The 19,288-nt window shown below is 39.8% G+C and carries 20 protein-coding genes and 1 riboswitch; of the genes, 4 read left to right on the forward strand and 16 right to left on the reverse strand.

Features of this window, described 5'->3' with window-relative positions; genetic code table 11:
- Window positions 1-50 precede the first annotated feature (50 nt).
- The 3 genes from NSQ11_RS10180 to NSQ11_RS10190 form a co-directional block, all read right to left on the reverse strand.
- On the reverse strand, window positions 51-233 hold the full coding sequence (locus NSQ11_RS10180) for a hypothetical protein (RefSeq protein WP_008346368.1): 183 nt from the start codon (window positions 231-233) through the stop codon (window positions 51-53).
- A gap of 171 nt (window positions 234-404) precedes the next feature.
- Window positions 405-587 carry a zinc-finger domain-containing protein gene (locus NSQ11_RS10185; RefSeq protein ID WP_008346366.1) on the reverse strand — a complete coding sequence of 61 codons (183 nt, stop codon included), beginning with the start codon at window positions 585-587 and terminating at the stop codon, window positions 405-407.
- A gap of 1 nt (window position 588) precedes the next feature.
- Window positions 589-1,260 (reverse strand): ribonuclease H family protein, encoded by a 672-nt coding sequence (locus tag NSQ11_RS10190; RefSeq protein ID WP_035703310.1) that lies wholly within the window; start codon window positions 1,258-1,260, stop codon window positions 589-591.
- Between the two features lie 94 nt (window positions 1,261-1,354).
- Between NSQ11_RS10190 and NSQ11_RS10195 the strand changes: the two genes are divergently transcribed.
- From NSQ11_RS10195 to NSQ11_RS10205, 3 genes are read left to right on the forward strand one after another with little or no spacing between them, the layout of a single operon-like run.
- Window positions 1,355-2,044: a queuosine precursor transporter gene (locus NSQ11_RS10195; protein WP_007500834.1), complete on the forward strand. Its 690-nt coding sequence runs from the start codon at window positions 1,355-1,357 to the stop codon at window positions 2,042-2,044.
- A gap of 1 nt (window position 2,045) precedes the next feature.
- Window positions 2,046-2,441: a reverse transcriptase-like protein gene (locus tag NSQ11_RS10200; RefSeq protein WP_035703313.1), complete on the forward strand. Its 396-nt coding sequence runs from the start codon at window positions 2,046-2,048 to the stop codon at window positions 2,439-2,441.
- A gap of 43 nt (window positions 2,442-2,484) precedes the next feature.
- Complete coding sequence (locus tag NSQ11_RS10205) at window positions 2,485-2,610, forward strand: hypothetical protein (protein WP_008346357.1); 126 nt, start codon at window positions 2,485-2,487, stop codon at window positions 2,608-2,610.
- A 37-nt stretch (window positions 2,611-2,647) separates the two neighbouring features.
- Here the strand turns inward: NSQ11_RS10205 and NSQ11_RS10210 are convergent, their stop codons facing one another.
- The 7 genes from NSQ11_RS10210 to NSQ11_RS10240 all read right to left on the reverse strand — a co-directional run bounded on the left by NSQ11_RS10210 (window position 2,648) and on the right by NSQ11_RS10240 (window position 10,445).
- The gene (locus NSQ11_RS10210) at window positions 2,648-3,535 is read right to left on the reverse strand and encodes a 5'-3' exonuclease (protein WP_035703315.1); all 888 of its coding nucleotides are present in this window, start codon (window positions 3,533-3,535) and stop codon (window positions 2,648-2,650) included.
- Window positions 3,536-3,809: 274 nt separating this feature from the next.
- Window positions 3,810-4,073 (reverse strand): YpbS family protein, encoded by a 264-nt coding sequence (locus tag NSQ11_RS10215; RefSeq protein WP_008346351.1) that lies wholly within the window; start codon window positions 4,071-4,073, stop codon window positions 3,810-3,812.
- 41 nt (window positions 4,074-4,114) lie between these two features.
- Window positions 4,115-7,708 carry a dynamin family protein gene (locus NSQ11_RS10220; RefSeq protein ID WP_144610228.1) on the reverse strand — a complete coding sequence of 1,198 codons (3,594 nt, stop codon included), beginning with the start codon at window positions 7,706-7,708 and terminating at the stop codon, window positions 4,115-4,117.
- Window positions 7,709-7,840: 132 nt separating this feature from the next.
- Window positions 7,841-7,948, reverse strand: coding sequence for a Fur-regulated basic protein FbpC (gene fbpC, locus NSQ11_RS10225; protein WP_306172627.1), 108 nt, complete (start codon window positions 7,946-7,948; stop codon window positions 7,841-7,843).
- Between the two features lie 64 nt (window positions 7,949-8,012).
- The gene (locus NSQ11_RS10230) at window positions 8,013-8,522 is read right to left on the reverse strand and encodes an isoprenylcysteine carboxylmethyltransferase family protein (protein ID WP_017359716.1); all 510 of its coding nucleotides are present in this window, start codon (window positions 8,520-8,522) and stop codon (window positions 8,013-8,015) included.
- The gene (locus NSQ11_RS10235; RefSeq protein ID WP_017359717.1) at window positions 8,522-9,619 is read right to left on the reverse strand and encodes a 3-oxoacyl-[acyl-carrier-protein] synthase III C-terminal domain-containing protein; all 1,098 of its coding nucleotides are present in this window, start codon (window positions 9,617-9,619) and stop codon (window positions 8,522-8,524) included. Before NSQ11_RS10235 ends, NSQ11_RS10230 begins: the two co-directional genes overlap by 1 nt.
- A gap of 319 nt (window positions 9,620-9,938) precedes the next feature.
- A complete protein-coding gene (locus NSQ11_RS10240) occupies window positions 9,939-10,445 on the reverse strand; it encodes a GrpB family protein (protein WP_035391701.1) in 507 nt (168 codons plus the stop codon).
- 480 nt (window positions 10,446-10,925) lie between these two features.
- On the opposite strand from NSQ11_RS10240, the gene NSQ11_RS10245 reads away from it, so the two are divergent.
- Window positions 10,926-11,780: a polysaccharide deacetylase family protein gene (locus NSQ11_RS10245; protein WP_035391699.1), complete on the forward strand. Its 855-nt coding sequence runs from the start codon at window positions 10,926-10,928 to the stop codon at window positions 11,778-11,780.
- Window positions 11,781-11,844: 64 nt separating this feature from the next.
- On the opposite strand, the gene pbuX is transcribed toward NSQ11_RS10245, so the two are convergent.
- The 6 genes from pbuX to NSQ11_RS10275 all read right to left on the reverse strand — a co-directional run bounded on the left by pbuX (window position 11,845) and on the right by NSQ11_RS10275 (window position 19,205).
- On the reverse strand, window positions 11,845-13,164 hold the full coding sequence (gene pbuX / locus NSQ11_RS10250; protein ID WP_335358226.1) for a xanthine permease PbuX: 1,320 nt from the start codon (window positions 13,162-13,164) through the stop codon (window positions 11,845-11,847).
- Window positions 13,161-13,745: a xanthine phosphoribosyltransferase gene (xpt, locus tag NSQ11_RS10255; RefSeq protein WP_008346333.1), complete on the reverse strand. Its 585-nt coding sequence runs from the start codon at window positions 13,743-13,745 to the stop codon at window positions 13,161-13,163. Before xpt ends, pbuX begins: the two co-directional genes overlap by 4 nt.
- 118 nt (window positions 13,746-13,863) lie before the next feature.
- A riboswitch (purine riboswitch) is annotated at window positions 13,864-13,963 on the reverse strand.
- Window positions 13,964-14,101: 138 nt separating this feature from the next.
- A complete protein-coding gene (locus NSQ11_RS10260; protein ID WP_129548351.1) occupies window positions 14,102-15,607 on the reverse strand; it encodes a carboxypeptidase M32 in 1,506 nt (501 codons plus the stop codon).
- Between the two features lie 127 nt (window positions 15,608-15,734).
- Window positions 15,735-17,672 carry an ATP-dependent DNA helicase gene (locus tag NSQ11_RS10265; RefSeq protein WP_017367482.1) on the reverse strand — a complete coding sequence of 646 codons (1,938 nt, stop codon included), beginning with the start codon at window positions 17,670-17,672 and terminating at the stop codon, window positions 15,735-15,737.
- 75 nt (window positions 17,673-17,747) lie between these two features.
- Entirely contained in the window at window positions 17,748-17,945 is a 198-nt protein-coding gene (locus NSQ11_RS10270) for a hypothetical protein (protein WP_017359721.1), read from the reverse strand.
- A gap of 105 nt (window positions 17,946-18,050) precedes the next feature.
- Entirely contained in the window at window positions 18,051-19,205 is a 1,155-nt protein-coding gene (locus NSQ11_RS10275) for a class I SAM-dependent RNA methyltransferase (protein ID WP_017359722.1), read from the reverse strand.
- Window positions 19,206-19,288: the final 83 nt, after the last annotated feature.

Here is a 19,288-nt window from a genome sequence, read left to right on the forward strand (position 1 = left end):
CAACTCAATCAATGATGAAACGACAAAATAAAGAGAGGCGTATGCCTCTCTTATTTGATTTTCAGCTGAATTTCAATCGCTAAAATATTTTGCTTTAATCTTTGTTCAATTTCAGAGATATCTTTTTCGAGAAAAGGTCTTCCCTTCTTTGCAACATCTACCAGTTGCTCTAGATCACTGTACACCTCTTGAAATGTCCGATGTAATACCGTTTCAAAATCCTTATTATCCATGCCGGCCTTCCCCTTTTCCTCTATTATCCGTCACTTAGTCAAAAAGTAACTCAACCAAAACTTTCTATAGTTATATCGGCTCATTTTTCAGAATATGTTCTTTTTTTACACATTCTATTCGTTTTTTTTCGTGAGCGTATGATACATCTAGGGGAAAACCGGAGTGTACGCTTATTTTTTTAGTAATTCATTCCCGTATTGTTTGATCTTCTCTCCTACCGTGCATTGCTGAATACAAAAGGAGTGCGCGTATTTTTTACCAAATTCTTTACGAAAGTGCTTCTTAATCAAACAATCTGAACAATACGTGTCTTGAAGATCTGTTAATTCTTTTACTGCTGTTTTTTTATCCACTTTATTCAGCTCCGTCTGCTTCTAATTTCAACTTACTTTCGATAGGGACGTCTGCAAGTATCTGTCTGGCAAGCTGATCTGCTTCTGCATTTTGTTTACGATCGATGACTTCATATGTTGGCGTGAGCTTCAGCTCTTTGATCGCAGCCTCAATTCGGTCGAGCCATTTGTTATGTATATCATCATAACAAGGCCATTCCCCTTTGAGCTGATTCATCACAACAAGAGAATCTCCTCTAATCGTAACAGAGTTTCTGCTGGCTCCCAGTTCTTTTAAAGCTTTTACCGCTTCAAATAAAGCCGCATACTCTGCCTCATTGTTCGTGGTGCTCTGAAAAGGCTGATTCTTCCTTAACCGGTATGCATCCTGTCCGAGCTGATAATACACGACAATTCCAAGCCCAGCATCACCTGTTTCTTTGCGAAAACTCGCATCAAAATAGACCTGAAGCTGATCGGGTTCAAGCCTAAGTTCTTCGTTTAGCTTTTCAAGTTCTTTCGTCGACCACATCGCACCCTTTTCATCTTCAAATGATAGAAGTGACTGCGGTTCTTTTTTGTCTATATGTTTTGCTAAAAGCAAGGCCTCTTTGAGCTCCATCCAATTTTCTTGGAAAAAAGCAATGGACCCAATCGATTTCACTTTCATTGTATAGTGTGCTCTTAGTTTCATTGATCACATCGCCTTCCCATACTTTTAAGGTAAACGTTCGTTATGCTATAATCAAAAAGTTACATTTTACATTTAGAAAGGAAGTTCATGTCACTTGTTTAATGAAGGTATTTGGATCTTATTTGCGATCATTAATTTTATCATTGTTCTTCTATTTTATAAAGGATTTGGCAAGATGGGGCTTTTCGTATGGATTGGTTTTGCAACAGTTGCGGCCAATTTACAAGTGGTCAAAACCGTTGAATTATTTGGCTTAACGGCAACACTTGGCAACATTTTATACGGCAGTGTGTTTTTTGCAACGGACGTCCTCAATGAAAAATATGGACAAACCGAAGCGAAAAAAGCTGTCTGGATTGGCTTTGCCACCCTTTTAACATTAACTGTTGTCATGCAGGAGGCTTTGCTTTTCCATCCCGCTCCATCTGACATTTCCCAATCATCATTAGAAACGATATTTGGCTTTATGCCAAGGGTCGCTCTTGGTAGCCTTGCTGCTTATATCATCAGTCAAATGTTAGATGTTTATGTATATTCGTTTATTCGCCGGATATTTCCTTCAGATGGTGCGCTCTGGCTGCGAAATGCGGGGAGTACAATGATTAGCCAGCTGCTTGATACACTCGTTTTCACAACCATTGCCTTTCTTGGGACCTACCCATTCCATATATGGATCGAAATTTTCATCACGACTTATGTGATTAAATTTATCGTCGCTGCCATTGGCACACCTTATGCCTATGCGGCGAAAAAAATGGTTCCGATTGATGAAAGGGGGAAATAAATTGCCAGCTGAAATATATATTGACGGTGCTAGTGCCGGAAACCCAGGTCCATCTGGCATCGGCATTTTCTTGAAATATGACGGAAAAGCTGAGTCTTTCTCCATTCCTCTTGGCACCATGAGCAATCATGAAGCAGAGTTTTCCGCGCTCATTGAAGGCATGAAAATTTGCGTAGAAAAAGGATTACGGACCGTTTCATTCCGCACTGATTCACAAGTAGTAGATCGTGCAGCCAATGCAGGATTTGCTAAAAATCCATCTTTTCGTCATTTTATCGAAGAAATGCTGCAGCTTCAAAGCGAATTTGATTTATTTTTCATTAAGTGGATTCCGAGCAAGGAAAATCAAGTGGCTGATCAGCTCGCTAGAAAAGCGATTCACCTTTCAAAAGGATGAATCGCTTTTCTTTTGGTTATGCTAATGGGTGAGGTGATACGAATTGGATAAAGAGAACAGAGGCCGTGTCACAAACGGAACGACTCCTCAAGGTGATGCGCAGACAAAAGATAAACAGCCAATATCGCAATTAGAAAATAAGGCGAAAAAAAGCAACACAAAGGGCTAAAATGAACTTGATTTTAGCCCTTTCTTTTTTTCTAACCTTAACTGATTCCTAATTGACTTAAGCGGTTCACCATTGGTTCGATCCCTTTAATTTGATGCAAGCGAAGCATTGCCGCTGCCCGCTCTGGATCCATTTTTATTTTTGTTTCGTCAATCGGACAGCTGAGTGGTACATCACATTTAATTTCTGCCAGTATACGAGAAAGCTTCAGATCTTCTAATCCTGCTTGCATTTTCTTTTGCTGAGCTGCCGTTAATGAATGAACATTTTCTAACAGTCGATCAATCGTTTGATACGTTTGAATAAATTTCAATGCTGTTTTTTCGCCGATTCCTTTTACACCAGGGTAATTATCGCTAGAATCACCCATCAGTGCTTTCATATCAATCAGTGCCTTTGGAGATATGCCCATTTCCTCTTCAAAAAGGGCTTTTGTATAATGCTTATAATTCCCAATGCCTTTTTGCATTAAAGCCACGGTCACTTGTTCATTCAAGATTTGCAGCAAATCTTTATCTCCTGTTAAGACGGTCACATGTGCTTCGTTTTGATAGATTGATGCAAGCGTTCCAATACAATCATCTGCTTCAAAACCTTTCACACCAATGTTCATGATCCCCAGTTCTTCTGTCGCCTCTTTTGCTAAATCAAACTGCGGGATAAGCTCAACAGGCGCCTCGCCTCGATTGGCTTTATAATCTTGAAACAATTCGTTCCGGTATGTCTGGCTCCCCATATCCCAGCAGCATACGATATGAGTCGGCTCAAATGTTTGGACAGCTGTTAACAAATGCTTCAAATAACCATTCACTCCATTTGTCGGCACACCACGATCATTTATCATAAAATTGCGATGGACAGCCGTCGCATAAAACGACCTAAAAAGAAGGGCCATTCCATCTACAAGTAATACGTGTTTATTCATTCATCTAAACTCCCTTTTTATAAACAATACTCCTATTCTATCATAGAACATCGAAACGAACATAAAAAAGGCGCCTTCTTCTTTTGATAAAGAAGAGGCAGCCCGATTACTTTTTACCATATTGCATTTTTTTCGTTTCCGCTTCTGCGTAGGATGGCATGCCTTTTTCCTTCGGCATGCGCTCCTCCTGCTGCTTTACGTTTTGCTTTTTTGCCATGATCATTCCCCTTTCTGGTTCATTTGTTAAGATGACCAAAAATGAGAAAGTTACTCTTTACTTCTGTTTACGCTGGGTGTATTCCTCCACCATCTCAATCGTGACATGTTTACGAAGGGGAACAATTCCGCCTCGGGCAAGCTCATTCATTTTAGACGTAATGGCGTTGATCTCATCTGTTGAAAATGGTTCATTGTGTTCACATTTTTTCACAGCCGATTCAATCGCCTGCTCTCTTTTTTGTTCAAGTGCAAGAAAAGATTGGATGTGGGCATGTTGTTTCTGTGAATGTGCAGAAATTTCTTCGTGTACGCTCGTCATCGTCTATCAACTGCTTTCTTTTTTATATAGTCTACCATGAATCATATCGTTTTCAACTGGTTCTTCCATTCATTTGTTTGTTCATAAACTTGTTCAATGACCGCCTGTTTTTCAGCATCTGTTGTAAGGCTTGTCATAAATGTCTGTTTTTGCTCATTGAGCTGTTGGAGAGCATCTTGTTCGTACCTTTCCGTATAGGTCTTCACTAGCTTTTCATATCTGCTCAGCAACTCTTCTTTTTCGTTATCTGCCCAACGTGTTGTCATTTGATGTAGAACATCTCGAATGGCTTCAATAAACGTAGCCTTTTCATTTTGTTCAAAGAAGGCTTTCGCTGATTTTTGTTTCTTTAAAAGCGGCTCAAATGGTGTAATCTCTGCTTCAACTTCAATTTGTTTTAGCTCAGCATTTTTCTCCTCAGGGGCTGACAGGCTAAGAGAAAAGTAAGGATCTTCCGCACATGCAGCCTGCATCCCTTTTTCCCACTCCTCCTGGAAATAATGATGGATAAACGATTCCATTCGGATATCAAGTGCCTTGAGCTCCTGCACAAATTCAAATTCATACTCCTTTAACGCTTTCTCAAGTGCCTTTTTTAACTGCTGACCAAAATTCCCTTGAGATATGCCAGGATAAAAAGCCGACTTTAATAGATCATTCGCAAATAATGAAAGCCGCTGTACAATATGATAGAGCTGTTCATGCACGTCTTTTTTTACGCTTTCGGTCACAAGTTTAGACCGTTTCACATCTTGCATTTTTTCGAGAATGGCTTCATAGGATGTCTTGATGTTTTTCTTTTCAGCTTCTTTCTCATCTTCTGATTGATGCAAGGTCGCACGTAGTCTATCGACCGTTGTACATAATGTATTAGCTTCAAAATGCAAAAGTTCAATGGCATCTTTCGTTAATTCTTCCTCAATAAAATAGTCGAGCTGTTTTCTCAGTGTTGCATATTGATTATAAGATGTCGGCTCTTTCCCCTCGATCTCTTCCTTACTAGACACATGATGCAGGTTTGGATTGCGGATGCCTTCTTTTGTGAGCTCGCTTCGTACATAGTCAAATACGGTTTCAAGCTCTGCTTGATCCTTAGCCAAATCAGCTGCATTGATGATAAAGAACATTTTATCCATGCTAAAGGAATCTTTTACGAGTCCAAGCTTCCGTAAAAATGAGCGATCAGCTTTTGAGAAAGAGTGCTGATAATACGTTAAATAAAGAAGGGCGTCTGCATCCTTCATATACTGGAAGGCGATTTCTGTATGACGCTTATTCATACTGCTAGCACCTGGTGTATCGACAATCGTCAGTCCTTTATCTGTCAAAGGTGTACTTAAATACACCGTCACTTCCTTCACCACACAAGAAACAGATTCTTCCGCTACATAAGGCTTTAATTCTTGAAGTGTGACATGTAAATTGGTTTGGTTGTCAATGTCATCATGAAACTTGGCATAGGCTTGTAGGAAATGTTCTACAATGATTCGGTGATCCTGTTCGAGCTGCCGTTTTTTCAGTACTCTTTCCAGCTTTGCCTTAAACGAATCTCCTTTTTCTGTTGCGATCGAAAATCCAAGAATCTGATCGAGTTCCTCTAGAATGTCCTGCTTGGTTTTAAACACCACTTTGACACTTTCATGAGGATGATCTTCCGTAGGTCGTGTCAGTTTGTTAATTGTCGCAGTTGTTGGCGTAGGTGATGATGGTAACACCTTCCGTCCAACAAGCGCATTGGCAAAAGAAGATTTTCCAGAACTAAAAGCGCCAAATAAAGCGAGTGTAAATTCTTTTGCCTGCAGCCGTTCTGTTCGTTTTTCAAAGGAATCTCTTTGAGACTTTAGAATATCTAAAGGCGATAAAATGCGGGAAAGCTCTTTAAATTGTGCAATTGATTGTGCTGTTGTTAAATGCTGTGATTGGCGGTATTGATCGCGCTCTATCCGTTCAGTTGCTTGATCGCTCTCTTCAACATGAATTGATGCGCGATTCTTCTCCAGCTGGTCGTGCTGCATCCATTGCTTTTTCGCATAAAACCAGTCGCCTGGGATATGATCATCCGTTCCGTTTTGCCAAATATCCCATAAATGCTGAATATCCTGTCTTATTTGTTCATTTTTTTCGTTATACTCCTCAAGGCTCTGAAGCTCTTGTTTCGCTTGTTTCCATTTTTCCTCTTGCTTCTCTTGTTCATTCCGGAGCTGGTCTTTCAAGGTCTCAATCATCTGTTCAATCAATTGAAGCGCTTGCTGTTTTGCCTGTCTTTTCAATGCTTCACCAGCATCTTTCGCATATTGAAGAACATATTCGTTAGAAAAAGTTGCCCCTTGGTGAATGACCTTTTCAAGCAAGGATTCTTCAACAGGTGTCTCAAATGCCATGGCTTTGTCTAATAACGCTTCCCCAAGCTGATGCTGTTTTATTTCTTTTTTAAGGAGCTCGGCAATGTGCCAGTCAACTTCCGCTTTCATTCTCTTTTTTACATCTGCTAAAAAATCACTTGCCCGCTTTTCCTTTTCCTGCTCGGTTTTATTTTTTGCAAAAAGTAAACCCACTTTAAAGCCAGGTGCTTTCGATTCGATATAGTCACTTGCAAGCTCTCGCATCTTAAATGGCGTGAGGTTTGCATTTTTTAAGATGTTCTCTACTTCAGAAGACACTTTATCTTCTACCTGCTTTGCACCATTTTCAATAAATCGGCGTTTCTCTTCTAGTTCTTTCACTTCATTCCTTTTTTCTTGAAGCTGCGCGTCAAGGTCCTCTTCATGCAGTTCTTCTTTTAACGAGTCTATATGTTCTTTTAAAACATGTTCGATTTTCTGCTCTGTATAGGCTCGAAGTGATGCTTTAGGCATGGTTTGTAATTCTTGTAGCTTCTTCACTAAACGGATCATTTCGTTTTTTGGGTGTGCCTCATCCGTCACAGAAGTAAAATATAGATGTTCTTCTTCAATGCCTTCTTTTAAAAGCATCTCAACGACTTGTTTTTTGTAGTTTTCAAAAGTTGTCTCTTGTTCATCATGCCGATCCACTTGATTGACGATGAAATAAAGATTAGGCACTTTCTCTTTAATCGAGCGAATGAAGCGAATGTTTTCTTCAGAATGGACATGGTTATAATGAACGACATAAAAAAGAGCATCCGCTTGATGAAGAATCGAAGCAGCGGATAAAAAGTGCGCATGATCCGTTGAATCAATTCCCGGCGTATCAATGAGTGCCACTTTTTCTTCAAGTCCACTATAATCACCGCTAATTTCCACCATCTCAATTTGTTCCCCATCTTTACAAAAACGCTGCACCGCTTCTTTATCATAAGAACCGCTCATTTTTGCAAAGCGTCCATCAGACGTATGGAGCTGAACTTCACTGACCCCTTTCCTGACAACAACCAAGTTTGCACTCGTTGGAATTGGGCTTGTGGGCAGGATGTGATCATGAAGAAGATGATTCACTAGTGATGACTTACCAGCAGAATAGTGGCCGGTAAATGCGATATATACTTCTTCTTCAGCTTCCTTTTTCATAATAGATGCAAGTTTGGCTGCGCGCTCGTGATCATCCCTTTTCAGAAGGCTTTGATATAAAGCACCTGTAGTTTGAACGAGCGAATCTCGAATAGACAAGTCTTTCATGACGATAAACCCCTTTGTTTTTAGAAAAGTCAGTTATGTATGTGTACCATTTTACACAAAATAAAGAGATTTTTCTTCTGATCTGAGGAAATAAAAAAAATCTGCTGCCCGATCAGTCACAATGGACTGCAATCAGGAAGCAGATTTTTTTGAAACACCTTTTAATACGAAGCCAATCAATAAGCTGTATACACAGACCGTACCGAGTAAGAAAATCATTGTCATGTGATCACCGTCCATCCTTCATGATTGAGAATGTTTATCATTAATGAAAGTGTAGCACAATTGATAATGATTTTCAATATTAATTTAGTAAATATTGATTCAGCGCTTTTTCTTCTGTTTGTATTCTGACCATCATCATCCATCCATTTAAACACGTAAACAAAATGGCAGTAATAAATGCGTTAAATAGCAGCGGAATGAACATCAGTTCAATCGCCACCACCACATAGTTAGGATGCTTTAACCAGCGATACGGCCCCTTTTTCACAATCATCGCATTTGGAACGACTAAGATTTTTGTATTCCAATACGTCCCAAGTGAACATAGTGCCCAGTACCGAATCACCTGGGTAGCAAGAAGGAACACAAGCAGCAATAGGAAAAAACGAGACGGTTGACGATGCAGCAGCCATGTCTCTCCAATAAGCGAGAGGAAAAAAGCTGCATGCATAGCGACCATATAAGGATAATGGCTTGCACCAAATTCAATTGCTCCGATCGCCTTCACCTTCTTTTCATTTCTTTTCGCCACAAGCACTTCAATGAGGCGCTGACAAATGAAAATGCCAATCACTATCCAGAAAATCATCACGAGAGCCCCTCCCATTTCATGAGCAATAATTCTGACGAAAAGCCTGGACCAAGTGCTCCGCAAAGCCCCACCTGTCCTGCATCTAGTGACTGATGTTCAAGAAAATGCTTCATGACATATAAAACGGTGGCAGAGGACATGTTTCCATGCTGTTTCAGAACCTCTTTTGAAGAAAATAGCTGATGCTCTTGTAAAGATAGGCTTTCAAGATAGGCATCAATCACTTTTTTTCCTCCAGGGTGAGCAAGAAATACGGATACATCCTCTGTTGAAAACCCTAGTTGATGTAAAAAGTGATCCACTTGCTCTTTTAACCAGCCAGAAATGATGGACGGAATGTCACGTGAGAAGATGACCCGAAATCCGTCGGCGGTAAAATCCCATCCCATCACATCCTCAGAATCTTTCATGGTCACTGACTGCGTGCCAAGCACTTTAGGAACCGTTTTTAACCGCGTATACTTAGAGGCGGCCTTTTCTCCAGTTAAAAGAACGGCCGCAGTCCCGTCACCGAACAGCGAGGTTCCAATTAAATTGCTTTTTGATTGATCTTGCGGCTGAAAAGTGAGGCTGCAAAGCTCGCAGGCAACAACGAGCACTTTCGCTTCTGGATACGCCCTGATGTATTCATAAGCTCGGGATAAGCCTGCCGCCCCGCCCCCGCAGCCTAACCCCCAAATTGGCACTCGTTTCGTATAAGGAGAAAATGGAAGAACATTCATCAGCTTTGCATCAAGACTTGGCGTTGATAACCCTGTACTGGAGATGAAAAACAAAGCATCAATCTCATCAAAAGGAACTGGCTTTGTAAGAAATGCTGTTTCATGCAGACAGTGAAAAACGGCTTCTTTCGCATGAGCCAATGCTTTTTCGATATAGAGGTTGTTTTTCTCTTCAAAAGAGTGATGTTCTTGATACCAATCAATAGGCTGTACAAACTGTCTGCTCTCTATTTCGCCATTATTAAAAGCTTTTAATAGTCGATCAATGTCTTTAAACGATCGTTTAAATTGAGATCTTGCAAATTGAGCAGCTGCTTGCTGATCCACATGATGTTTTGGCAGACTTGTTCCAACTGAAAGAATGTATGCCATCGGCTTCACCTCTTTTTTCGGTTAATATCCCCAATCAAAAAAAGGATATACATGCCAAAACGACACAATTCAGTCAAAATATTTTCCTCCGTCTAACTTTTTGTCTTGACGACAATTGATAAATATTGGATAATATAGGTGAAAACATGATGTAGTTTTCCTCCTTCACAGGTTCGTTCCAAGCCAAGCGAACCTGCTTTTTTTATGCAATTTAAGTTCAAAAATAATATTGATTTAATGAAAAATAAAAGAACTCCGTTAATTGGGAGTTCCTCTGTGAATGACCTCTCTTAAGAACATCTAAAGAGCAAACCCTCACCTAAATCTTTTCAAGGATTGACTTAATAAAATCAGTTTTTTCATGTGCGTATTTGTGTTTGTCATTTCCATGTAAACTTGATAATTTAAGTTTAAGCTGTTGGTACTCACTTCTAGCTTGCTCATTATTTCTCAAGTAATCTCTGAAATTTAACTGTTCAAGTAAATACTTATTATGTCTTTGGTACATATGGATTTGATGTGTTCGTGGTTCTCCCTTATTAAAGTAGTGTCTTTCAGGTAATACGTCTGTTCCTTTATATGAGTAACCGAGTCCTTCCAACGCTATTACACATTTTTCTCCATCAATAAAATGTTCTATTTCAATTGCAATATCAATAATTGGCTTAGCGCTTAAACCTTTTACTGCCGTACTTCCAATATGATGTACATTGATTGTGTATGGACCAATATCAGCTATTATCTGGCGCTTTTCTTTTTCATATTCGTTTTTCCACTCCATAGACCAAGGCACTAAAAAAACTTCCCCTCTTGGTAATCCTAACATTTACTTATCCCACCTTTTAACACCCATTTGGAGAATGTTAATAAACCAACTTTATCATAAGTCCCATATAGAGAGAGCAGACAGATTTCAATAATCATCCTATTCGTTTAGATCTATTTCTTGGTTGATGTCATTCAATACGATTCTTAACCATTCACTCTCATCTTAGTTTTATATCTAAAGAACAAAAATGATTATTAATAGAGTTAGTTAACATAGCTTTATGCAAAAAAACACCTCTCAAATGAGAAGTGCTGACCGTAGACAAACCCCACCTTTCATTTAAACATGAATGGATCACCTTTTTTTCTGATCAACACAAATGAATAACCATAAAATGCTAATTTATTTGATGATTTTATATGAAAAGGGGGTTTTTTCCTGTATACTTAATCAATATGAGCACCATGAAAAACAGTGAAAAAAGACAGAATCTACTACATGATTCGGCACAAAATTTAATTGATTGGAGTGATTGTCATGAAAAAGGTGTCCAAAAAACAAACACCCTACAACACGATATTTCTCTCGAAGATAATTGGTTTAGTGCTTCTTACACTGTTTCTCTTTTTTATCTGGGATATGTCTAAAACCCATTTGCAGGCGACAAATGAGCAAGCAAAAATTGTTGCTAGCAGTGACTTCCGAGACACAAGTATCAGTCTGAAAGCAAAAGATCATTCTGCAAGAACATTGGATCAACAATTTAAGACCAATCCAAACCAACAGACAACGAATAAAACGGTCTTTTTAACATTTGATGATGGCCCTTCTGCTACATCAAATCAGCTGTTAAATATCTTAAAAGCACATCAAGTGAAGGCGACATTCTTCATGCTTGGACCGCAAATCCAAGCTCACCAAGCAACTGTGAAAAGACTTTATCAAGAAGGACATCAATTAGGGCTTCATGGCATGACGCATGATATAAACCGCTTTTATCAGAACAGTGAGTCTCCCGCAAATGAAATGAGAGAAGCTCAGCTCATTCTTGCTTCTGTTACAGGCGTTTACACCCGTCTTGTGAGAACACCTTATGGCAGTGTTCCAAATTTAACATATGATCAAAAAGTACGTTTAAACCAAAATGGCTTTATTTACTGGGATTGGACGATTGATAGCCTTGACTGGAGATATAAAAATTCACAATTTGTTCCAGAGGTATTGAATCAACTGCAAATGTTTGAGAAAAATAAACCATGGGAACCAAAAGTTATTTTAATGCATGATCAGCCCTCTACCACGAACTATTTAGATAGCCTGATTACACAACTAAAAGCAAGGGGCTATACATTTGCAGTCATTAACGAAACAATGCCGCCGGTACAACATTAATAGCACTAATCACAACAAGCCCGTATCCAAAGGATGCGGGCTTTCACCTCTCCAAGAGAAGTGTTTACATAACAGATTGCTTAGGTTCTTCCATTAGCTCCTGCTCTGTTTCTTTTTTAAAAGGAATCATGTGATAAATAATATGAAGCAAAATAGCGGTAAAGCTTCCGGCGACGATTCCGTTACTTGTTAACAATTTAATCGATTCTGGCAAATGATCAAACATTTGCGGTACCACCGTTACTCCGAGCCCGATGCCAACTGAGCATGCGACAATGAGTAAGTTTTCCTGTTTTGCAAAATCGACGCGTGAGAGCATTTTAATCCCGTACGCAATGACCATGCCAAACATGGCGACCATTGCACCGCCTAGAACGGATTTAGGAATAATCGTTGTAAATGCCGCGATTTTAGGAAAAAGGCCAAATACCATTAATAATACACTTGTCACCACAATGACCTGATTTTTCTTCACACCTGTTAATTGGATCAATCCAACGTTTTGAGAGTAAGCTGTGTATGGAAAAGCGTTGAAGATACCGCCTAATAAGACGGCAATTCCCTCTGCACGATATCCCTTTGCTAAATCTTTCTCTTTTAATGAACGATTCGTTAAATCTCCGAGCGCAAAGTATACACCCGTTGATTCAACTAATGACACAATGGCAACTAATGTCATTGTCATGATTGGTGCAAATTCAAAAGTAGGCAACCCAAAGTAAAAAGGCTCAATGATGCGGAAAACTTGTGCATTCGCCACTTCTGCCGTCTCCACCTTCCCTAAGAAAGCAGCAACTGCTGTCCCAAGTAGAATGCCGATTAAGATGGCAATGGCTTTCATGAATCCCTTTGTAAATCGATAGAGAAGGACAATAATAAACAACACTAGAAAAGCAAGTCCAAGATTCTCAAAAGAACCATAGTCTGCACTTCCTTCACCACCTGCCATATTGTTCATGGCTACCGGAATTAAGGTAATTCCAATGATCGTGACGACGGAACCTGTGACAACGGGCGGGAAGAATTTCACAAGCTTCCCAAAGAAAAATGAAAGAGCAATGACAATACACCCTGCGGCGATAATACTTCCATATATAGACGAAATTCCATATTTAGAGCCAATCGCAATCATAGGAGATACCGCAGTAAATGTACAGCCTAGTACAACAGGCAAACCGATGCCAAAAAAGCGGTTTTTCCATACTTGAAGCAGTGTGGCAGCGCCGCACATGAAAATATCTGCCGAAATTAAGTACGTCAGCTGGGTTGGCGTGAGCCCAAGGGCATCTCCAACAATGAGCGGGACAAGAACCGCACCTGCATACATCGCCAGTACATGCTGTATCCCTAGCGAAAGGGTTTTGGCTTTTTTAGCGGCACTCATGATTGTACCTCGCGTACAAACGTGACTTTTCCTTCCTCGAGCGATTCGATACGTGCAAGTGACTCGACTCTATAGCCCATTTGCACAAGTTCTTTTCTTCCAGGCTGGAATGATTTCTCGATAACAATTCCAAAACCAGCTACTTTTGCTTTCGCTTGCTTTGCGATTGCAGCTAGTCCCTTAGCGGCTTCTCCATTTGCTAAAAAGTCGTCGATAATTAACACACAATCATCCTCACTAAGGTGCGTGTTAGAGACAGCAATCGTACTTTCTACTTTTTTGGTAAAAGAATACACACTTGCTGTCAAAAGGTTATCCGTTAAAGTCAGTGATTGCCGCTTTCGGGCAAAAACAACTGGCACATGAAGGGCAAGTCCAGCCATTACAGCAGGTGCAATACCAGAAGATTCGATTGTGATAATTTTAGTAATTCCATCATGCTTAAATAATCTAGCAAACTCTTGACCGATCTCATGCATTAACACAGGGTCAATTTGATGATTTAAAAAAGCATCTACCTTTAGCACTTGATTTGACAGAACGATTCCTTCGTTCTCAATCTTTTGACGTAACAATTCCATCATTCTTCCTCCCAGCATATTAGCAACTTTCATTTTTTTGCATAAAAAAAGCATTGCTGTCCATTAAGGAGCAAGCAATGCGAAAACGACCCACGGGATCTTCAGCTCATACAAAAGCTGTTTCATTTTGCTCACTCATAGTCGGACGGTATCGGTGTCCGGTAGAAACTTGCGTGCCTTCATCACGCGATTATATGAGTGTTTCATAGTGTTCAAATTATAACAAGATTTCAGACGCTTGGAAAGCACTTTTCTAGAAAAATACCGAACTTAAATAATCATTAAGCTTTAAACGTTCGTTTTTAGAATATTCAACCAGCAAAAAAGCACCCTTCTGATCAAAGGGTGCCTTTCATTTATGATAAATACAGTTTCGTGTACTTATCTGTTAAATAATCAATTAAGTATTGAACATTTAATTCTTCACCAGTTGCGTCTTGAATGATTTCAGATGGCTTTTTCCGTTTTCCATGCTGATGGACATGTTCAGTTAGCCATTCTTTTATCGGTGCAAAAGACCCATTTTGAATCAGTTCATCAAAATTCGGTAAATCTTTGATCATTTGCTGCTTTAATTGCGCCGCATACATATAACCAAGTGCATATGAAGGGAAATAACCAAAACTACCATCAGACCAGTGAACATCCTGCAAAATACCAAGCGCATCGTTAGGCGGCGTAATGCCAAGATATGCTTTATATTTTTCATTCCATAACGCCGGCAGATCTTCAACGGCTACTTCTTCATTGAAAATGGCTTTTTCAATTTCATAGCGAATAATAATGTGAAGTGGATACGTGAGTTCATCTGCTTCAATTCGAATGTAAGTCGGCTTCGATTCATTCACCGCATGAACAAATTCTTCTAAAGTGACATCTTTAAATTGTTCAGGAGATGCCTCTTGCAGCTTTTGATAATACGTTTTCCAGAAATCTTCATGTCTGCCGATAAAGTTCTCAAAGAAAAGAGACTGTGATTCATGAATACCCATTGATGTGCCGTCACATAAGAGCGTTCCGCTCAGTGCCTCATCAATATTTTGTTCATAAATGGCATGGCCGCATTCATGAATGGTGCCAAAGATCGCCATGCGAAAATCGTACTCATCATAACGCGTCGTCACACGTACATCCCCTCTGCTTAATGTCACAGCAAATGGATGAACCGTTGTATCAAGTCGTCCTGCGTCAAAGTCATACCCTAACTCTTTTAAGAAAAAGAGACTCAGCTCTTTTTGTTTGTCGATCGGGAAGCTTTTCGATAAAAACGAAGTATCCGGTTTATTTGGCGAAGCTTCAATTTTTTTCACGAGAGGAACGATGGCGTCTCGAAGTGCACCGAATTTTTGATCGAGTTGTTCAACCGTCATATCCGGCTCATAATTATTGAGCAGCACATCATATGGTGTTTTTTTCACGCCCCAGTATTGAATGAAACGCTTGTTAAAATCAATCAGCTGTTTTAAATAGGGTGCAAAGAGTGAAAAATCTGATTTCTCCCTTGCTTCTACCCAAACATGTTCTGCTTTTGATTGTAGAATGGAGTATTCTTTAAATTCTTCTTTTGGAATTTTGCTGTTTTCATCATATTCTTTTTGCGATAATTCGAGTGCCTTCTGCGTGTCTTTTGAAAGCTTTTCTTTCTCTTTATTTAATGCATCAAGAAGATTTCTCATTTCATCAGAAGTCTTCATATTAAAGATATCGCTGGATAATTGACCGATGGTTTCTGCTCTGAAATCAGCACTTTTTTTAGGCGCTTGTGTTCGAGAGTCCCAATAAAGTAAATGAAGCGCCTCTGTATAATGGGCGATTTTTCCTAGTAATTGATAAAACGCTTTCTCTTTTGATTCAAGACTCATGCGTTCGTTCCCCCAATCAATAAAATATGTATGTACGTTTCAAGGCTACTTCAATAAATGTTCTTTTGTCAATGAAAAAGGAGGATACGCTGATCGTATCCTCCTCTTATTGAATGGTTTTCTATCATTAAGAGATCACTGGCTTCACTGGAAGAACGGATTCAATTTTACTTTGTAGCTCAATATCTTTCTGACTGCCAAAGTAAATATGAATGCTGCCAGCATCTTGGCTTGTCCGAATCAGTCTCCCAATGCCCTGCCTTAGACGAAGCAGCATGTATGGAAGGTCCACTTCAGTAAATGCATCTTTCGCTTCATTCCGTTTTGCTTCAAATACTGGGTCATGCGGTGGATATGGAAGTCCCCAAATAACCACATTTGTTAGAGACTGTCCTGGAATATCCAGCCCTTCCCACAGGTGAACGGAACATAACACAGATGTTTCATCCGCTTGGAACTTTTGAACAATGGTACTGATCTCCTCGTCTCCTTCAAAATACACATGGAAAGGCAGTGATTCATTTGATGCATCGAGCTGCTTTCTAAATACATGCAGTTCATCAAATGAAGGGAATAAAATAAGAGATCGACCGCCATTTTCTTTTACCTGAGCCAGCACGTGCTGACCTTTTACATCTGACTCTGTCATTGGCTGCTGAATTCCGTGGAAATACATTTGCATTTGCTCCTCATAATCATACGGCGAAGCCACACTCATAGATAAGTAATCTTTGATCCCAAGGCTTTCAGCTAAATAATCAAATGATTGGTTTTCAGACAATGTTGCAGACGAGAAAATATAAGGGATTTTTTGCGAAAATACCTTTTCACCGAGCACTTCTGCTACCGTTTTTGGCATGACGACAAAGGTTGTATCTAATTCCTGCTTCTCCAGCCAGCTAATGGCATTTTTCTGATAAAGCGACAGAGAATACGCCATCTGTTCAATGTACTCTTCCACAACAGACAATTCATATTGATCAATTGTGTACATCTCTGATTCAAATACGAGCGCTTCTCCAATCTTCTCAAGCAAATCACATAATTCACTTGCTGAACGCTTCACCTCATCTACACGACCAATTTCAAGACGGTGTGATCCTTTGATTTCTTTGGCATTCGTTTTTAAGAGGTAAAAGAACTGATCGTTTGTTGCAAGTGCATCTTCAACAAGTTCTGCAAACTCTTCACGAATATCATTTTGCAAAAGACGTTCCAAAAACGTCTCTAGTGTTGATTGCTTCACTCGGTATGTTAGCGCTTTTTGTGCTGCAAATTCAAGAAGATGTCCTTCGTCAAATACAACAGAGCTATGCTCAGGAAGGAGCGGCAGCTGTCCTTCACGTTTACGTGACTCCTTTGTCCATACATGCTCCATGTAAAAGTCATGAGAGCAAATGATGAGGTCTGTGGCTTTTCGGTAATGGTCTCTTGATAAATTCAAGCCACAGCGGTGCCGCATGTCGCACGTTAAGCAGTCCTGAAAAGAGTCATAACCAATTCTTGACCACTCATCATTTGTTAATTCTGGATACTCTTTTCGATCACCGTACGGATAAAATGTCTGCATCCCATGAGATTCATGAACAAATGAAGGAAGCGATTCATAAATGTCGAGCCACTTCTCATCATCTTCACGTTGCATCGTTTTCTCTAGTTTCTTTAAACACAAATATTGATCATGCGATTTACTTAATCTCGCATCTATTTGAATATCAAGGTGATTGGCAATTTTATAGATATCACCTTCTTGTTTGACGAGCTGTTCAATTAACGTTTCGTCTGCACATGCAATGATCGCAGGTTTCCCTGTATATCTTGCATATGTGACCGCAAATAAAAGGTAAACGATTGTTTTGCCTGTGCCTACCCCAGCTTCGGCAAACATCACACTTTTTTCTTTAAAGGCTCTTTCTAACTGAAAAGCCATGAATATTTGTTCATCTCGAAGATCAAAGCCCTTTTCTGGCAAGATGTCATAAAACACATCACCAATCCAGTTGCCCAGTTCTTCGTAAAAATTATGTTCTTTTGTTAATGAAAAAGGCAAACGAGACGCTGTCACCTGCTTCAACCCCCAACTTTTGAATCATTCAGACATTCAATAGTACCATTTATGCTGGGGTATGACAATCTTTTTTTAAGAGCGCAGGCGATGTTGGTAGCTTTCCTTCATTAAAAATGCGTGCTCTGAATGGTCTATGTAGTTTTGAGCCATTGCTAAGTTCTCGATGGCTGCCGTAAGTTTAGCAGATTGTCCTGTTTCAATCCCTTCTATTTCTCGGGCTGTTGAAGCGAGTGCTTTTTGAATTAACTGAAATTGATCATAATGAATCATGAAGACACCTCTTTTTTTAAAATCAAGTTCAGTTTATTCCGTCCCGTGACGACTTATACCTTTTTAGCATAAAAAATCCACACCGTCTCGTGGTGTGGACATTTGTTATGATTCAGTTGTTTCTCTTCTAGGTCGGCGTTTTCCCCAGTATTGATAATAATCTGTTTTAATAAATCCATTAAACAGTTTTCTCTTTTTCGTCGCTTTTCTTCCGAAACACTCTTCGAATTTTTCATGTGACGTTAAAATGTAAATGGACCACGTATCTAGGTTTTTCAATGCTTCGCCCATGCCTTGATACATTTTTTCCACAGCTGGCTTATCGCTGAGACGTTCACCGTAAGGCGGATTTCCGACAATCACACCATACTCTTCTTTTGTTTGAAAGTCCTTCACTTGCATTTGCTTAAATTGAATCAGTTCACTAAGTCCAGCTTCTTCTGCGTTCAGTTTCGCAATCTCTACCATACGATGATCGATATCGCTCGCGATAATGTGAAGCGGCTGATCATAATTCGCCTTTTCTTCTACTTCAAGGCGTGCTTTGTTCCAAACGTCCTCACCGATCCATTCCCATGATTCAGATGCGAACTCACGGTTAAATCCAGGGGCAATGTTTTGTCCAATCATCGCTGCTTCAATAGCAATTGTTCCTGATCCGCAAAAAGGATCGACAAACGGACGGTCAGGTGTCCAGTTCGTTAATAAGACAAGCGCCGCTGCAAGGGTTTCTTTAATCGGCGCGCCCCCTTGATCTGCACGGTATCCGCGTTTATGAAGACCCACACCAGACGTATCAAGCGTCAGCAATACTTTATCTTTTAAAAGCGCTACCTCGATTTTGTATTCAGGGCCTGTCTCTTCTAGCCATTCAGACTGTATGTTGTAAGACGATCTAAGTTTTTGCGCGATAGCCTTTTTGACGATGCGCTGACAATCCGGCACACTGGCAAGCTGAGATTTAACAGATTTACCAATGACAGGGAATGTGCTATTTTTCGGTAAAAAAGCAGCCCAGTCAATGGCTTTTGTCTGCTCAAAAAGCTCGTCAAATGTTCTAGCCGAAAATTCAGCAACTTGGACCTTGATTCGGTCTGCTGTACGCAGCCATAGATTCGCACGGCAGATGGCAAGCGCATCTCCTTGAAAAATAACTTTTCCGTTATCTACAGTGCACTCATACCCGAGGTCTCTTACTTCTTTTGCAACAATCGCTTCAATTCCCATTGGCGCTGTTGCGATGAGTGTATAGGTTTTCATTTGTTTATCACCTGTTTTCTCGTTCTTTTCTTAATCAAGATAAAAGCTCTCCATATGTAGAAATAGGAGAGCTTTGATTTCAT

Source organism: Bacillus sp. FSL W7-1582 (assembly GCF_038593325.1).
In the GTDB taxonomy this organism is placed as follows: domain Bacteria; phylum Bacillota; class Bacilli; order Bacillales; family Bacillaceae; genus Bacillus; species Bacillus altitudinis.

Bases quoted from the DNA above. Each gene is read 5' to 3' on its own strand.
- NSQ11_RS10180 (WP_008346368.1), bottom strand. From the start codon at position 233: ATGGATAATAAGGATTTTGAAACGGTATTACATCGGACATTTCAAGAG.
- NSQ11_RS10190 (WP_035703310.1), bottom strand. From the start codon at position 1,260: ATGAAACTAAGAGCACACTATACAATGAAAGTGAAATCGATTGGGTCC.
- NSQ11_RS10210 (WP_035703315.1), bottom strand. From the start codon at position 3,535: ATGAATAAACACGTATTACTTGTAGATGGAATGGCCCTTCTTTTTAGG.
- NSQ11_RS10215 (WP_008346351.1), bottom strand. From the start codon at position 4,073: ATGACGAGCGTACACGAAGAAATTTCTGCACATTCACAGAAACAACAT.
- NSQ11_RS10220 (WP_144610228.1), bottom strand. From the start codon at position 7,708: ATGAAAGACTTGTCTATTCGAGATTCGCTCGTTCAAACTACAGGTGCT.
- fbpC (WP_306172627.1), bottom strand. From the start codon at position 7,948: ATGGACGGTGATCACATGACAATGATTTTCTTACTCGGTACGGTCTGT.
- NSQ11_RS10230 (WP_017359716.1), bottom strand. From the start codon at position 8,522: ATGATTTTCTGGATAGTGATTGGCATTTTCATTTGTCAGCGCCTCATT.
- NSQ11_RS10235 (WP_017359717.1), bottom strand. From the start codon at position 9,619: ATGGCATACATTCTTTCAGTTGGAACAAGTCTGCCAAAACATCATGTG.
- NSQ11_RS10240 (WP_035391701.1), bottom strand. From the start codon at position 10,445: ATGTTAGGATTACCAAGAGGGGAAGTTTTTTTAGTGCCTTGGTCTATG.
- NSQ11_RS10245 (WP_035391699.1), top strand. From the start codon at position 10,926: ATGAAAAAGGTGTCCAAAAAACAAACACCCTACAACACGATATTTCTC.
- pbuX (WP_335358226.1), bottom strand. From the start codon at position 13,164: ATGAGTGCCGCTAAAAAAGCCAAAACCCTTTCGCTAGGGATACAGCAT.
- xpt (WP_008346333.1), bottom strand. From the start codon at position 13,745: ATGGAATTGTTACGTCAAAAGATTGAGAACGAAGGAATCGTTCTGTCA.
- NSQ11_RS10260 (WP_129548351.1), bottom strand. From the start codon at position 15,607: ATGAGTCTTGAATCAAAAGAGAAAGCGTTTTATCAATTACTAGGAAAA.
- NSQ11_RS10270 (WP_017359721.1), bottom strand. From the start codon at position 17,945: ATGATTCATTATGATCAATTTCAGTTAATTCAAAAAGCACTCGCTTCA.
- NSQ11_RS10275 (WP_017359722.1), bottom strand. From the start codon at position 19,205: ATGAAAACCTATACACTCATCGCAACAGCGCCAATGGGAATTGAAGCG.